Consider the following 13863-nt stretch of genomic DNA (forward strand, 5'->3'; position numbering starts at 1 on the left):
CTTCAAACCTTGCTTGCATTGAAGCTTGGCAACGTATCTGGCCTGTGTCGAATCGCCGGCTTGATGAAAGTCTGTGTATCGGGCGTTGGCGTTGACACACTGTGATACATGGGGGATTTAGTCTGAGCCTCTTTTCAACTCGATCGACACACATAACCCGCGTCTGGTCGTCTCGTCCGAGTAACCCAAGCGCACCCGAGCCCCCGTACGCTCGGCGATGGCCTTGACGATGGACAACCCCAGCCCGGAGCCTGCTTCTTCGGTGCCTACGCTGCGATAGAACGGGTCGAACACCCGGATTTGTTCATCGGCGGTGATGCCCGGGCCGGAATCTTTGACCTGAAGGATCACGGTGTCCTGCGCCAGTTCCACCGACAGGTCGACGCGTCCGCCGCAAGGGGTATAGCGGATTGCATTGTCCGCCAGGTTCTTGACCAGGATCAGCAGGTCCATTTCGTTAATGAAGACCTGTACGTCTTCGGTACTTTCAACTCCGATATCGATGTTCTTGCGCTCCGCCAGTGGCAGCAGGTCCTCCAGCACCCGTCGATAGATTTCATGCACCGAAACCGTGGCCGGCGGTCGCTCGGTGTTCGATTGCGCGGCGGCCAGGGCCAGCAACTGATCGATCAGCTTCCTGCTGCGCTCTATCGCTTGCGAAAGCGGTAGCAAGCGCTCGACGGCTTGCGTCGGCATTGGCGTGGCCTTCAGTCGCTCGGCTTGCAGGGACAGGGCTGTCATGGGCGAACGCAGTTCGTGGGCGGCGTCGGCGATGAAGCGCCGCTGGGTTTCCATGGACTGCGCAACCCGCGCCAGCAAGCGATTGATGGCCACGACAAAAGGGCGGATCTCGGTTGGCAAATGGTGTTCGTCGATCGGGTGCAGGGCCTGTTTATCGCGTCGATCTATTTCATCGGAAAGGGTGGCGATGGGGCGAAACAGTTTGCGTACCAGATCGCTCACCACCAGCAACAGCACCGGAAACAGAATAAGAAACGGCAACAGGCTGCGCCAGGCGCTCTCCCGTGCCTCTTTGTCGCGGACACCGGTTTCCTGGGCGACGACGATGCGCTCGCCCCGGGCGGTAGTCCTGACCAGCGTACGAAAGTCTTCGCCGGCGATACTCAGGGTCGACAAACCATCGGCCAGCGTAGTGGGGAAGGGCAGCGGGATGACGCTGTCGTCGTTGCTGCCGGGTGCTTTGCTGCCGTCGGCCAGGTATTGCACGATGACCCTGGATTCTTCGTCGTCACCCGGGACTTTTTCGGCCGCGGGATAGTGCAGTGTCATTTGCTGCCGATCGAACAGCACGGCCACGTGACGCAAGGTTTCGTCCTGCATTTCGTGGGCTTCGTCGAGGGCCGAGACGAACGCAAACATCCCGGCCAGCACCGCCACGATCAGGATGGCCAGCGACAACGTGACCGACAGCCGTAGCTGGACCGAGTCACTCAAGCGCTTTTTGAAACCATCCATCCCATCCCCCTGACGTTCTTGATGACCTGGTTGCCTAACTTGCGGCGCAGCGAATGAATCAGAAACTCCACGGCATTGCTTTCCACTTCATTGCCCCAGCCGTAGAGACGGTCTTCGAGTTCGCTGCGCGAAAGGATCGCCCCCGGACGGATCAACAGGGCCTGGAGCAGGGCGAACTCGCGGCTGGACAGTTGCACGTCGGGATTTTCAGCAGTGCTCGCCTGTTTCGACACCAGGTCCAGCGCCACCACGCCGTTGTCCAGCAATGACTGGGCGTACCCGCCTTTACGGCGCAGCACGGCGCGCATGCGGGCCAGCAACTCGGCCATTTCGAAGGGTTTGAGCAAGTAATCGTCGGCGCCACCGTCGAGGCCGCGCAGGCGGTCGTCGAGGCCGTCCCGTGCGGTGATGATCAGCAACGGCACCGGGTTGTTGCGGCCGCGAATGCTGTCAAGGACATCGAGCCCGTCCTTGCCGGGCAAGCCGAGATCCAGCAGCACCAGGTCATAAGGCTGGGTCTCCAGCGCCGTGAGTGCGGTCAGACCGTTTTTCACCCAGTCGGTCGCGTAACTCGCATCATTGAGTGCGACCTGGATGGCGTCTCCGATCATCGGGTCATCTTCGACCAGCAATATCCGCATGTCCCGCTCCGAAAAAAAGGCGCGGCGGTCGTGACCGTCGCGCCTGTATTGAAGCACCTGTACCGGCGTTTGTCCGCCCGGTTATTGCTTGCCTTTCATCGAGTCGAAGGCCTGCATCAGCTCGTCCATGCGGGCCTTGCTGTCGCTCTGTTGCGGACTGCTGGCGCGCAAGGCGTCGAGCGCGCGGTCAATGGCTTTGTCCACTACATGCCAGTCGCTGGCGGCGCGAGGCTTGATGCCGGCTTCGGCCGAGTCCCAGGCGCTCTCAAGGTCCTTGATGCGGGCTTTCGCGCCGGGCAGGTCGTTTTTATCGACGAGCACGGCAACGTCGGCGGCGATGGTGTGGAACTCGGACAGATCACCCAGTTTTGAGCCTGACTGGGTTTGTGCACTCATCGCACCTGAAGTGTTGCCCGCGTTTGGCTTGTCGGCGGGTTTCGAGCAGCCGGCGGCGATGCTGAGCAGGAAGATCGACGAGACAATGGCGACGTGGCGAATGATGTTTTGAAAAGGGCGCATGAAGATTCCTTGATGGGCTTTCAAAGGGTTACTGAGTGACGGGTTTGCGGTTGCCGACGCTGATCTGCGCGACTGCAACCAGCATGACGATGACGCACAGGAATATCGCGCTGGTCCAGGTCGCGCCCATGCCGAGGCCGCCATAGGTCTTGGACTGGGTCAGCAAGTCACCGAGTGAGGCGCCGAACGGGCGGGTCAGGATGTAGGCGATCCAGAAGGCCAGCACCACGTTGGCGCCCAGGCGCCAGGCCACCAGGGTCGCGGCGATCAGTGCGCCGAAAATCACCGCGCCGAGGGTGAAGCCCAGGCCCAGCGCTTCGGTGGCCAGGTCGCCGGCCGCCGTGCCGAGGGCAAAGGTGCAGAGCACAGTCGTCCAGTAGAACCACTCCCTTCGTGGGGTGACGATCTCGCGGATCGACAGGTTGTGTTCCACCCGGTACCAGACGAGAAAATTGAGCGCCAGCAAGACCGAAAACACCGCCGTGCTGGTGTACAGGCTGACGTCGAGCACGTCGGTCAGGATGTCGGTGAGCTGCGTCCCGACGATGCTCACCAAGACCACGGTCAGCCAGTAGATCCAGGGCGAACAGGCGGTTTTGCGCATCTGCAGGAACAGCGCGATGGCCAGCAATGCCGCCATGCCAAGGCTGGTCCAGCCAAGACCGAGGCCGGCATCGACAGCCAGAAAGTCCGCGCCGGTTTCACCCACCGTCGTGGACAAGATCTTGATCACCCAGAATGACAGTGTTACCTCGGGTACTTTGTTCAGCCATCCGGCTATAGCGGGTTTCATGGGCGGGTGCCTCTCCTGTGCAGCGCAGGACTTGCGCAGGGGAGACGATACGGATCGAAACTTAGCTGAGACTGAGTGGCGACGAAGTCGCCAGGTTTTCCCAAGCCATGTTAAAAAATGTGAATCTTGAAAAAATACTTCACATAATCTGATCACTGGTAGATGATTTACACCAGCCGGTATGACAACCTGATAACACGACAAAAACAGGATGGCCTTGATGTTCAATCAGAACCCGACTCCCGTCCTGAATGACAGCGCCCCTCAGCGGGTTTATCCGCTCGGTGCTGATCCTGTCTGCCGTGGCCTTATCTACAACGCGGCCAACGTCTGCGCCTTGCAGGCGTGGAAGCCGTCGCTGCTTTCCTCTGGAGTACCCCATGAATAACAAGAATGTCGGTGTGGTCGGTCTGGGCGCGATGGGGCTGGGCATTGCCCGCTCGTTGTTGCGCAGCGGTTTTAATGTGCATGCCTGTGATGTGCGTTCTGCCGTGACAGAACAGTTCGCCGGGGAGGGTGGTGTGGCTTGTCCGTCACCGTCGCATATGGCCGCCGAGTGTGACGTGATTATCACCGTAGTGGTCAATGCCGAGCAGACCGAGACCGTATTGTTTGGTGAGGGTGGTGCCGTGGCCGCAATGCGCCCGGGCAGTCTGGTAATCGGCTGCGCCACAGTCGCCCCGACTTACGCCGTAGACCTGGGCCAGCGCCTGGCCGCGCTGGGCCTGCTGTATCTTGACGCACCGATTTCCGGTGGCGCCGCCAAGGCCGCCGCTGGCGAGATGACCATGATGACCTCGGGCCCGGCCGACGCTTATGCCAAGGCCGAGTCGATCCTGGCTGGCATGGCCGGCAAGGTCTATCGCCTGGGTGACGTCCATGGCCTGGGTTCGAAGGTCAAGATCATCAACCAGCTCCTCGCCGGGGTACATATTGCCGCCTCCGCCGAAGCCATGGCGCTGGGCCTGCGTGAAGGCGTCGATGCCGATGCGTTGTATGAGGTGATCACCCATAGCGCCGGTAATTCCTGGATGTTCGAAAACCGCGTACCGCACATTCTCAAGGCTGATTACACGCCGTTGTCCGCGGTGGATATTTTCGTCAAGGACCTGGGCCTGGTGCTGGATACCGCCCGGGCCAGCAAATTCCCGCTGCCGCTGTCGGCCACCGCTCACCAGATGTTCATGCAGGCGTCCAGTGCCGGTTTCGGCCGCGAGGACGACTCGGCGGTGATCAAGATTTTCCCGGGTATCGAATTGCCGACTGCCAAGCCTGAGCCTGTTTGAGGAACACCCCATGACTACATCCACCGCACGCCCGCTGCTGGGCTGCATCGCCGACGATTTCACCGGTGCCACGGACCTGGCCAACATGCTGGTGCGCGGCGGTATGCGCACCGTGCAAAGCATCGGCATCCCGAGCGCGGAAGTTGCTGCCGGGCTTGATGCCGATGCGATCGTCATTGCCCTGAAATCGCGCACCACGCCGGTCACCGAAGCGGTCGAACAGTCCCTCGCCGCGCTGGCCTGGTTGCGTGAACAAGGTTGCGAGCAAATCTTCTTCAAGTATTGCTCGACTTTCGACTCCACCGCGGACGGCAATATCGGCCAGGTCAGCGAAGCGCTGCTGGCGGCACTGGGTAGCGACTTTACCCTTGCATGCCCGGCGTTCCCGGAGAATGGCCGGACGATCTTTCGCGGCCACTTGTTCGTGCAGGATCAGCTGCTCAGCGAGTCTGGCATGCAGCATCACCCGTTGACGCCGATGACCGATGCCAATCTGGTTCGGGTCCTGCAATCGCAGACCCGCCTGAATGTCGGTCTGTTGCGCTACGACACGATTGCCCGTGGTGCTGAACAGGTGCGGGAGCGAATCGCTGAGCTGCGGGCGCAAGGTATCGGCATGGCCATCGCGGATGCCTTGTCGGACAGCGATCTGTATACCCTCGGTACCGCTTGCGCTGATCTGCCGTTGTTGACGGGTGGGTCGGGGCTAGCCCTGGGGCTTCCGGAAAACTTCCGTCGCGCCGGCAAGCTGCGCGACCTCGATGCCTCGAAACTTCCAGCGGTGTCCGGCGGGGAAGTGGTGTTGGCTGGCAGTGCTTCAATCGCCACCAATGGACAAGTGGCCGCCTGGCTCGAAGCCGGTCGGCCAGCCTTGCGGATTGATCCGCTGGCCCTGGCGGCGGGTGAACCGGTGGTGGCGCAAGCCTTGGCCTTTGCCCGCGACAACCAACAAACCGTATTGATCTACGCCACCAGCTCACCGGAAGACGTCAAGTCGGTGCAACAGCAACTGGGTGTCGAGCAGGCCGGTAGCCTGGTGGAAAACGCCTTTGGCGAAATTGCCCAGGGTTTGCGCCAGAACGGTGTACGCCGCTTCGTGATCGCCGGTGGCGAAACCTCGGGCGCAGTGGTTCAGGCGCTGGGTGTACAGCTGTTGCAGATCGGCGCGCAGATCGATCCGGGTGTGCCGGCGACCGTCAGCAGCACTGACGAACCTTTGGCGCTGGCACTCAAATCGGGCAACTTCGGTGGCCGGGATTTCTTTAGCAAAGCCTTGAACCAACTCGCCCAGGCCGGAGATGTGCAATGAGTAACGAGAACGCCTTGCGCGAAGAAATCTGTGAGGTTGGCCACAGCCTTTACCAGCGCCGATACACCGTCGGCAGCGCCGGTAATATCAGCGCGCGCCTGGACGATGGCTGGTTGATCACGCCCACGGATGTCTGCCTGGGGCGCCTCGATCCGGCGACCATCGCCAAGGTCAATCTGGCTGGCGAATGGGTGTCCGGTGACAAACCTTCAAAGACCCTGGCGTTGCATCGTCAGGTCTACGACCGTAATCCGGGTGTCGGCGGCGTGGTGCATACCCACTCCACCCATCTGGTGGCATTGACGCTGGCCGGGGTCTGGCAGGCAGACGACATCCTGCCGCCGCTGACGCCGTATCAGGTCATGAAAGTCGGACATATCCCGTTGATCGGCTACCAGCGACCCGGTTCGCCAAAGGTTGCCGAGCAAGTCGCCCGGCTGGCCAACAGTGTTCGCGGCGTGATGCTCGAACGGCTGGGCCCGGTAGTCTGGGAAAGTTCGGTATCCAGGGCCAGCTACGCCCTGGAAGAGCTCGAGGAAACCGCACAGCTCTGGCTGATGAGCAATCCCAAGCCTGAACCGCTCGATCAGGCGGCACTGGACGAATTACGAGACACCTTTGGTGCGCACTGGTAACGCGCTGGCTTGACACGATAGATCGATAACGCAGGCCCTGCCCGGGAGCCGCCCAGCGACTTTCGACGGCCCCGGCTTGCCTGAAAAAACAATAACAACAGGAAATCCAAGCATGACTCACCTTCACTGCAGCATGTTCAGAACCAGTGGCAGTACCGTTTCAGTTACCCGGCGTGGAGGGGTTCTGCAATGAGCCCGTTAATCCTGATGATGACCGCCGGGGTGGGCATCGCGCTGTTGTTGTTCCTGGTGCTCAAGTACAAATTCCAGCCCTTCGTGGCCTTGATGCTGGTGAGCATTCTGGTGGCGCTGGTGGCCGGTGTGAAACCGGCCGATCTGGTCGCCACCATTGAAGGCGGCATGGGCAAGACCTTGGGCCATATCGCGATCATCATTGCCTTGGGTGCGATGATCGGGCGGATCATCGAGCTCTCTGGTGGTGCCGAGGCGCTGGCCAAGACGCTGATTACCCGTTTCGGCAATCGGCGTACGCCCCTGGCATTGACGATTGCCGGCTTTATGGTCGGGGTGCCGGTGTTCTTCGAGGTCGGCGTGATCATCCTGATGCCGCTGGCCTATGGTGTTGCCCGCAGTGCGCGTAAGCCGCTGTTGGTGTTCGCGTTGCCGATGTGCGCGGCGTTGTTGACCGTACACGCCTTCCTGCCGCCACACCCGGGTGCGGTGGCCGCTGCCAGCCAATTGGGCGCGGACCTGGGCCGCGTGCTGATGTTCGGTTTGCCGATCACCGCACTGCTTTGCTATGTCGGCTACCGCGTGGCCGGGCGCATGACCCGTCGGGTGTACCCAATGACCGACGATATTCGTGCCGAGGTCTATGGCCCGCATGTCACCAACGAGGATCTGGCTGCCTGGTCCAATGGCAACGACAAGAGCGCTGAGCGAGCGGCTGTGGCCGTGTCGCACATGGGCCTGGAAGAGTCCACCAGCAGCATCGTTTCGAAATTGCCGCCGGCACCCGCGCCGGGTTTTGGTCTGATTGTCAGCCTGATCGTGCTGCCCATCATTCTGATTTTGCTGGGGACTCTGTCTACCTCGTTGCTGCCAGCCGATTCGACCCTGCGCGGCGTCATGACCGTGCTCGGCGCGCCGCTGGTGGCGCTGCTGATCGACACCTTGCTGTGTGCCTGGCTGCTGGGTTCGCGTCGGGGCTGGAGCCGCACTCAGGTGTCCGACGTGATCGGTTCGGCCTTGCCCGGTGTGGCCATGGTGATCCTGATTGCCGGTGCCGGCGGTGTATTCGGCAAGGTGCTGGTGGACACCGGAATCGGTGCCGTGGTCTCCGATATGCTGCGCACCACCGGTCTGCCGGTGCTGGCCCTGGGCTTTCTGCTGACCATGCTATTGCGCGCGGTGCAGGGTTCGACCACGGTGGCGCTGGTGACCACTGCCGGCATCATCAGCCCGCTGATTGCGACCCTCAGCCTCACCCCGAACCATATGGCACTGTTGTGCCTGGCCATGGGCGGTGGCGGGTTGGCCATGTCCCATATCAATGATGCCGGTTACTGGATCTTCACCAAGCTGTCCGGACTGAACGTGGCCGATGGCTTGCGCACCTGGACGGTGCTGACCACTTTGCTTGGCACCCTGGGTTTCTGTATTACCCTGCTGATCTGGCCCTTTGTCTAACCCATTATCTCAGGAGCTACCATGCCTCGTTTTGCTGCCAATCTCAGCATGCTTTACCCGGAACATGAGTTTCTGGATCGCTTTGCGGCCGCGGCTGCCGACGGTTTCGAAGCGGTGGAGTATCTGTTCCCCTACGACTACAGCGCTGAAGAACTCAAGCAACGCTTGAGCGACAACGGCCTGGTGCAGGCACTGTTCAACGCGCCGCCCGGTGATTGGGCAAACGGCGAGCGGGGCACGGTGTCGTTGCCCGGTCGGGAGAGTGAATTTCGCAGCGGTTTTGATCGTGCCCTGGAATACGCCAGCGTGCTGGGCAACTCGCGCATTCACGTGATGGCCGGGCTGTTGCCGTCGGAAAGCGACCGCCCACGGCATCACGGCGTGTACCTGGAGAACCTCGCCTACGCCACCGCCCAAGCGGCCAAAGTCGGCGTCACGGTGCTGCTGGAACCAATCAATACGCGGGACATGCCGGGATTTTTCCTCAACCGGCAGGATCAGGCCCAGGCCATCTGCAAGGAAGTAGGCGCCAGTAACCTGAAGGTTCAGTTCGACTGTTATCACTGCCAAATCGTCGAGGGCGACCTGGCCACCAAACTGCGTCGGGACTTCGACGGAATTGGCCATATCCAGATCGCTGGTGTGCCAGACCGACATGAACCCGACCTGGGAGAAATCAACTATCCCTATCTGTTCGAGCTGATTGACCAGTTGGGATATGACGGCTGGGTAGGGTGTGAATACCGGCCACGAGGTAACACGTCTGCCGGCTTGCAGTGGCTGCGCGACTGGAAAGCGCGTTAAGAAACCTGTAGGAGCGAGCTTGCTCGCGATGGAGCTGAGGGCGACGTGTTTATTCAGCAAACACGCGGTATCGTTAACGTCCATCGCGAGCAAGCTCGCTCCTACAAATCAGGCCAGGAGCCCGTCGTTTCAGGCCGGGGTATTGTCAGCCGGCAGTAACAATTCGACACCCTGCTTGCGGATGCCATCGGCCGCGGCAGAGGTCAACGCGTCGTCGCTGATGATGATGTCAAATTGCTCGAGCCCGGCGATCCGGTACATGCTGAACGTGCCGTACTTCGAACTGCTGGCCACCAGCACCACTTGCGAAGCCGACTGCATGGCGGCTTGCTTAACCTCCACCTTCAGCGCCGAAGGCGTGGTGAGGCCGCGACGCAAATCCCATGAACTGGTCGATATGAATGCGACATCGGTGACGACCTGACGCAAGGTGGCCACCGCCAGGCCGCCCACGCACGATTGATTGGAGTGATCCAGCTGCCCGCCGGTGTGAATCACCGTGACATGGGGGGCATCGATCAGTGCCTGGACAATACCAAAGTCGTTGGTCACCACGGTCATGCCGGACAGCGCCTTGATGTAGGGGACGATTTCCAGCGTGCTGGTTCCCGCATCCAGGTAAATCGTCATGTCGGCATGCAATAGCCGGGCGGCGAGCCTGGCCATGGCCTGCTTCTGTGGCAACTCGACCACAGCCTTGAGCTGATGGCTGGGCTCACTGTGCAGCTGACTGGCGATCCGCACCCCACCCGTTACCGAGTAAGCACGACCCTCCTGCTCCAGCAGCGCGATGTCGCGGCGTATGGTCATGTGCGAACAGTCGAACATTTCCATCAATTGATGAACGCTCAGCACCTGATGTTTGCGTAACTGTCGCAGCATCAATTCACGGCGCTGTTCAGGAATCATCGGTGCGCCGCTGTCGGCGGCGATGTCCTTTTGACTAGGCATTCGGGCTCCAGAATGAAGAAATCCGCAGACAGGGAGGGCGGGGAACCATAGTAGCGAATCTGCAGCCGGATCAGTAGCGTAATGAGGCGTCGAGCCCGTTAGCCCTATGTATAGCGCTGGCTTCTACTTGTTCATAATGGTTCAGTCTTGCATGCCTGCCGCCTCATCAAGGTGGTCAATGTGCTTGAAACGCTCTACCAGGAAATCGATCAAGCTGCGCACTCGGGTTGAAAGATGTAATTGTTGTGGGTACACCGCGTAGACATCGGCCCGCGTCGGGGTCTGGTCTTCCAGCACCAATCGCAAGCGGCCGCTGCGCACATAGCGGGCAATGTCCCATTCGGCTCGCAACAGAATGCCGTAGCCTTCCAGCGCCCAGTTCAGGGCTACTTCGCCGTCATTGCAGCCCAAAGCCCCACGGACCTTGATGTTTTGCGTGCGCCCCCCATTGGTGAAACTCCATACACCGTAGGGCGTTTCGTTTTGCCGCAGAAAGATGCAGTTGTGTTGCTGCAGGTCCGTCAGGCGTTGTGGCATACCATGCTTTTCCAGATACAGCGGCGAAGCGCATAGAAGACGACGATTGGACGCGATCTTGCGTGCATGGAAGGCGGCGTCCGGCAGGGTACCGAAGCGTATGCCCAGGTCAAATCCATGGGTCGTCAGGTCCAGGGGGTGATCGCTGATTTCCAGTTGTACTTCCACCTCCGGGTACTGGGCGAAGAATGCACCCAGAGCGGGGCCGATGTAACGGCGACCGAAACCTAACGACGCGTTAACCCGAATCAGGCCCTTTGGTGTCGCCCGACTGCTGCTGAGCAACTGCTCGACCTCATCGATCTGCGTCAGGATGCGGGCGGCATGGGAAAACAGCAGTTCACCTTCCGAGGTCAGGCTCATCGAGCGCGTGGTGCGGTTGACCAGGCGGATGCCCAGTCGAGCTTCCAGCGCGGTCAGGCGTTTGCTCACTGCCGGCGGCGTGATGCCCAGTTCCCGCGCGGTCGCGGCGAGACTGCCTTTGTTGGCCAAGAGGTAGAAAAAGGACAAATCCAGGGTCTGGTTCATTCGTAACTCAAAGTTATTTATGTAGTGATTTTGAGTAACTCACATCTATTTGTTCACTACATATACTCCGCTCACACCCTGATTGAACAGCCCGTTCGACAGGCACAACAAGAACGTTACGAGAGTGGAGTTGACCATGAGCGCATACAAGATTGCAGCGGTTCCAGGTGATGGCATCGGTGTCGAAGTGATTGCCGCCGGCGTCGAGGTGTTGCAAGCCCTGTCGAAAAAATCCGGTTTCCAACTGGATTTCAAACACTTTGACTGGAACTCGGATAACTACCTGAAAAACGGGTACTACATTCCCGAAGGTGGCCTGGAAGAACTGAAAACCTTTGATGCCATCTTCTTCGGTGCAGTGGGCGCACTCAACGTACCGGATCACATTTCCCTTTGGGGCTTGCGCCTGCCGATTTGCCAGGGCTTCGATCAATACGCCAACGTGCGTCCTGCGCGAGTACTGCCGGGGGTGAAAAGTCCGCTGCACAATGGCGATCAAATTGACTGGGTGGTGGTGCGGGAAAACTCCGAAGGCGAATACTCCGGTAACGGTGGCCGCGTACACCGTGGTCTGCCGGAAGAGGTCGCCACCGAAGTATCGGTTTTCACCCGTGCCGGGGTCGAACGTATTCACCGTTTCGCTTTCGAGCTGGCGCAGAGCCGTCCGCGCAAACACTTGACCATGGTCACCAAGTCCAATGCCCAGCGGCATGGCATGGTGTTGTGGGATGAGATCTTCTATGAAGTGGCCAAGGACTTCCCGGACGTCAGGGTCGACAAGGAACTGGTGGATGCCGTAACCACGCGCATGGTGCTCAAGCCATCGACGCTTGATGTGATCGTCGCCACCAACCTCCACGCCGATATTCTGTCCGACCTGGCCGCGGCGCTGTCGGGCAGTCTGGGCATCGCACCAACCGCCAACCTGAACCCGTCCCGCCAATTCCCGTCGATGTTCGAACCGATCCACGGTTCGGCTTTCGACATCACCGGCAAAGGTGTCGCCAACCCGATCGCAACGTTCTGGACCGCCGCCATGATGCTTGAACATCTCGGCGAGCAAGCCGCTGCCAAGCAACTGATGTCAGCCATCGAAGCCGTGACCGAAAGTGGTTTGCATACCCCGGATCTCGGCGGCAACGCCACCACACGCCAGATCACCGATGCGGTCATTGCGCTGATCAACCGCTGATTTTCCAGCGATTCAAAGTAGTACTGCGGCACACCGCCGAGGGGCAGGTCACTGGATCTGACTCCTTGGCATTTCCTGACAACAATAAAAAATCAGGGCCCTGTCATGAAAAGAATATTTGGCAAACTGTACGTACAGGTACTCATCGCTGTGATCCTCGGCGCAATCGTCGGGGTGTTCGTTCCCGAAACCGGCACCGCGCTCAAACCTCTGGGCGACGCCTTCATCAAATTGATCAAGATGCTCCTCGCTCCGGTGATATTCCTCACCGTGGTCACGGGCATCGCGCGCATGGAAAACATGAAGGAACTGGGGCGTGTCGGCTTCCGGGCCTTGCTCTATTTCGAAGTGGTCTCGACGCTGGCGCTGGTGGTCGGCCTGGTAGTGGTGGATGTGTTCAAGCCGGGCGCGGGCATGAACATCGATGTCGCGACGCTGGACACCTCCAGCCTGGCCACTTACACCTCGGCCGTGAAACATGCATCGTTCATGGACTTCGTCATGAACATCATCCCCGACACCATCGTCGATGCCTTCGCCAAGGGCAATGTGCTGCAGATCCTGCTGTTTTCCATCCTGTTGGGTATCGCCCTGGCGCATGTAGGGCCACGCGGCAAAGCGTTCGTCGATACGCTGGATAGCCTGATGCAGGGCATGTTCCGCATCGTCAACATGGTCATGCGCCTGGCACCGATCGGCGCATTTGGCGCCATCGCCTTCACCATCGGCAAGTATGGCTTTGGCTCACTGTTCTCTCTGGGCAAGCTGATGGCCTGCGTCTACCTCACCTGCGCTGTGTTCGTGATCTTCGTGCTGGGGCCGATCTGCCGCTACAGCGGTTTCAGCCTGTGGAAGTTTTTGAAATTCATCAAGGAAGAACTGTTCACCGTGCTGGGCACCAGTTCCTCGGAATCGGTACTGCCGCAGATGATTTCCAAAATGGAGAAGGCCGGGGTGTCCAAACCCGTCGCCGGGATGATCATTCCATCCGGCCTGACCTTCAACCCGGACGGCCAGGCGATCTACTACACCATCGCCGCGATTTTCATTGCCCAGGCAACCAATACACCGCTGACGCTGACCGACCAATTGATCGTGCTGGCGGTGTTGATGTTCACCTCCAAAGGCTCGGCGGGGGTCACAGGCTCCGGGTTCATCATCCTGGCCGCTACCTTGTCTTCACTGGGCACCATTCCGGTAGCGGGCATGGTGTTGCTGCTGGGTGTCGACCGGTTTATGTCGGAAGCGCGGGCCATCACCAACACCATCGGCAATGGTGTCGGCACCATGGCCATCGCCAAATGGGTAGGGGCGCTCGATACGGTCAAAATGAACAAGGCGCTCAATGGTGAAGTCGAGGAGGAGAGATCCGCGGTGGGCCAGGCTGATCGTATTTTCGCTCATTCGGCAGTGGAGGAGCGGTCCGTACTGCCAGACTTGAAAAAAGCGTCTCGGGCGTAGGGGGCGTAGCGATAGTCAGTGCCGTATTTGATCGAGCATAAGAAGGGCCCCTTGAGGTAATGCCAATCAGTTAAGCGGTAA

The 13863-nt window shown here is 59.9% G+C and carries 14 protein-coding genes; 8 read left to right on the plus strand and 6 right to left on the minus strand.

Annotated features, from left to right (window positions below; all coding sequences use genetic code 11):
* Positions 1 to 117: 117 nt before the first annotated feature.
* From PMI28_RS22165 to PMI28_RS22150, 4 genes are all read right to left on the minus strand, one after another.
* Positions 118 to 1476 (minus strand): ATP-binding protein, encoded by a 1359-nt coding sequence (locus PMI28_RS22165; RefSeq protein ID WP_007983804.1) that lies wholly within the window; start codon positions 1474 to 1476, stop codon positions 118 to 120.
* On the minus strand, positions 1452 to 2117 hold the full coding sequence (locus PMI28_RS22160; RefSeq protein WP_007983807.1) for a response regulator: 666 nt from the start codon (positions 2115 to 2117) through the stop codon (positions 1452 to 1454). Before PMI28_RS22160 ends, PMI28_RS22165 begins: the two co-directional genes overlap by 25 nt.
* 81 nt (positions 2118 to 2198) lie before the next feature.
* Positions 2199 to 2636, minus strand: coding sequence for a hypothetical protein (locus PMI28_RS22155; protein WP_007983809.1), 438 nt, complete (start codon positions 2634 to 2636; stop codon positions 2199 to 2201).
* A 28-nt stretch (positions 2637 to 2664) separates the two neighbouring features.
* Positions 2665 to 3429, minus strand: a complete 765-nt coding sequence (locus tag PMI28_RS22150) for a COG4705 family protein (RefSeq protein ID WP_007983811.1) — start codon at positions 3427 to 3429, stop codon at positions 2665 to 2667.
* Between the two features lie 220 nt (positions 3430 to 3649).
* On the opposite strand from PMI28_RS22150, the gene PMI28_RS30740 reads away from it, so the two are divergent.
* The 6 genes from PMI28_RS30740 (at position 3650) to otnI (ending at position 9113) form a co-directional block, all read left to right on the plus strand.
* Positions 3650 to 3817 carry a hypothetical protein gene (locus PMI28_RS30740; RefSeq protein ID WP_007983813.1) on the plus strand — a complete coding sequence of 56 codons (168 nt, stop codon included), beginning with the start codon at positions 3650 to 3652 and terminating at the stop codon, positions 3815 to 3817.
* The gene (gene ltnD, locus PMI28_RS22145; protein ID WP_007983815.1) at positions 3810 to 4715 is read left to right on the plus strand and encodes an L-threonate dehydrogenase; all 906 of its coding nucleotides are present in this window, start codon (positions 3810 to 3812) and stop codon (positions 4713 to 4715) included. Before PMI28_RS30740 ends, ltnD begins: the two co-directional genes overlap by 8 nt.
* Before the next feature lie 10 nt (positions 4716 to 4725).
* Positions 4726 to 6024 carry a 3-oxo-tetronate kinase gene (otnK, locus tag PMI28_RS22140; RefSeq protein ID WP_007983817.1) on the plus strand — a complete coding sequence of 433 codons (1299 nt, stop codon included), beginning with the start codon at positions 4726 to 4728 and terminating at the stop codon, positions 6022 to 6024.
* Positions 6021 to 6659, plus strand: a complete 639-nt coding sequence (otnC, locus tag PMI28_RS22135; protein ID WP_007983819.1) for a 3-oxo-tetronate 4-phosphate decarboxylase — start codon at positions 6021 to 6023, stop codon at positions 6657 to 6659. The genes otnK and otnC overlap by 4 nt, the downstream gene beginning before the upstream one ends.
* A gap of 189 nt (positions 6660 to 6848) precedes the next feature.
* Positions 6849 to 8309, plus strand: a complete 1461-nt coding sequence (locus tag PMI28_RS22130; protein WP_007983821.1) for a GntP family transporter — start codon at positions 6849 to 6851, stop codon at positions 8307 to 8309.
* 21 nt (positions 8310 to 8330) lie between these two features.
* A complete protein-coding gene (otnI, locus tag PMI28_RS22125) occupies positions 8331 to 9113 on the plus strand; it encodes a 2-oxo-tetronate isomerase (RefSeq protein WP_007983823.1) in 783 nt (260 codons plus the stop codon).
* A 129-nt stretch (positions 9114 to 9242) separates the two neighbouring features.
* Here the strand turns inward: otnI and PMI28_RS22120 are convergent, their stop codons facing one another.
* Complete coding sequence (locus tag PMI28_RS22120) at positions 9243 to 10064, minus strand: DeoR/GlpR family DNA-binding transcription regulator (RefSeq protein ID WP_007983824.1); 822 nt, start codon at positions 10062 to 10064, stop codon at positions 9243 to 9245.
* A gap of 141 nt (positions 10065 to 10205) precedes the next feature.
* On the minus strand, positions 10206 to 11129 hold the full coding sequence (locus PMI28_RS22115) for a LysR family transcriptional regulator (protein WP_007983827.1): 924 nt from the start codon (positions 11127 to 11129) through the stop codon (positions 10206 to 10208).
* 136 nt (positions 11130 to 11265) lie between these two features.
* Here PMI28_RS22115 and PMI28_RS22110 point away from each other — a divergent pair, with 136 nt between their 5' ends.
* Together PMI28_RS22110 and PMI28_RS22105 are read left to right on the plus strand one after the other, a co-directional pair.
* The gene (locus tag PMI28_RS22110) at positions 11266 to 12321 is read left to right on the plus strand and encodes a tartrate dehydrogenase (RefSeq protein WP_007983829.1); all 1056 of its coding nucleotides are present in this window, start codon (positions 11266 to 11268) and stop codon (positions 12319 to 12321) included.
* Positions 12322 to 12426: 105 nt separating this feature from the next.
* Complete coding sequence (locus tag PMI28_RS22105) at positions 12427 to 13782, plus strand: dicarboxylate/amino acid:cation symporter (RefSeq protein WP_007983831.1); 1356 nt, start codon at positions 12427 to 12429, stop codon at positions 13780 to 13782.
* The last annotated feature ends 81 nt before the right edge of the window (positions 13783 to 13863 follow it).

Source organism: Pseudomonas sp. GM48 (assembly GCF_000282335.1).
Lineage (GTDB): Bacteria > Pseudomonadota > Gammaproteobacteria > Pseudomonadales > Pseudomonadaceae > Aquipseudomonas.

Excerpts from the sequence above, each read along its gene's own strand:
- PMI28_RS22120 (WP_007983824.1), bottom strand. The coding sequence starts at position 10,064 with ATGCCTAGTCAAAAGGACATCGCCGCCGACAGCGGCGCACCGATGATT.
- PMI28_RS22150 (WP_007983811.1), bottom strand. The coding sequence starts at position 3,429 with ATGAAACCCGCTATAGCCGGATGGCTGAACAAAGTACCCGAGGTAACA.
- PMI28_RS22115 (WP_007983827.1), bottom strand. The coding sequence starts at position 11,129 with ATGAACCAGACCCTGGATTTGTCCTTTTTCTACCTCTTGGCCAACAAA.
- PMI28_RS22155 (WP_007983809.1), bottom strand. The coding sequence starts at position 2,636 with ATGCGCCCTTTTCAAAACATCATTCGCCACGTCGCCATTGTCTCGTCG.
- PMI28_RS22105 (WP_007983831.1), top strand. The coding sequence starts at position 12,427 with ATGAAAAGAATATTTGGCAAACTGTACGTACAGGTACTCATCGCTGTG.
- PMI28_RS22130 (WP_007983821.1), top strand. The coding sequence starts at position 6,849 with ATGAGCCCGTTAATCCTGATGATGACCGCCGGGGTGGGCATCGCGCTG.
- otnC (WP_007983819.1), top strand. The coding sequence starts at position 6,021 with ATGAGTAACGAGAACGCCTTGCGCGAAGAAATCTGTGAGGTTGGCCAC.
- PMI28_RS22110 (WP_007983829.1), top strand. The coding sequence starts at position 11,266 with ATGAGCGCATACAAGATTGCAGCGGTTCCAGGTGATGGCATCGGTGTC.
- PMI28_RS30740 (WP_007983813.1), top strand. The coding sequence starts at position 3,650 with ATGTTCAATCAGAACCCGACTCCCGTCCTGAATGACAGCGCCCCTCAG.
- PMI28_RS22160 (WP_007983807.1), bottom strand. The coding sequence starts at position 2,117 with ATGCGGATATTGCTGGTCGAAGATGACCCGATGATCGGAGACGCCATC.
- PMI28_RS22165 (WP_007983804.1), bottom strand. The coding sequence starts at position 1,476 with ATGGATGGTTTCAAAAAGCGCTTGAGTGACTCGGTCCAGCTACGGCTG.
- ltnD (WP_007983815.1), top strand. The coding sequence starts at position 3,810 with ATGAATAACAAGAATGTCGGTGTGGTCGGTCTGGGCGCGATGGGGCTG.
- otnK (WP_007983817.1), top strand. The coding sequence starts at position 4,726 with ATGACTACATCCACCGCACGCCCGCTGCTGGGCTGCATCGCCGACGAT.
- otnI (WP_007983823.1), top strand. The coding sequence starts at position 8,331 with ATGCCTCGTTTTGCTGCCAATCTCAGCATGCTTTACCCGGAACATGAG.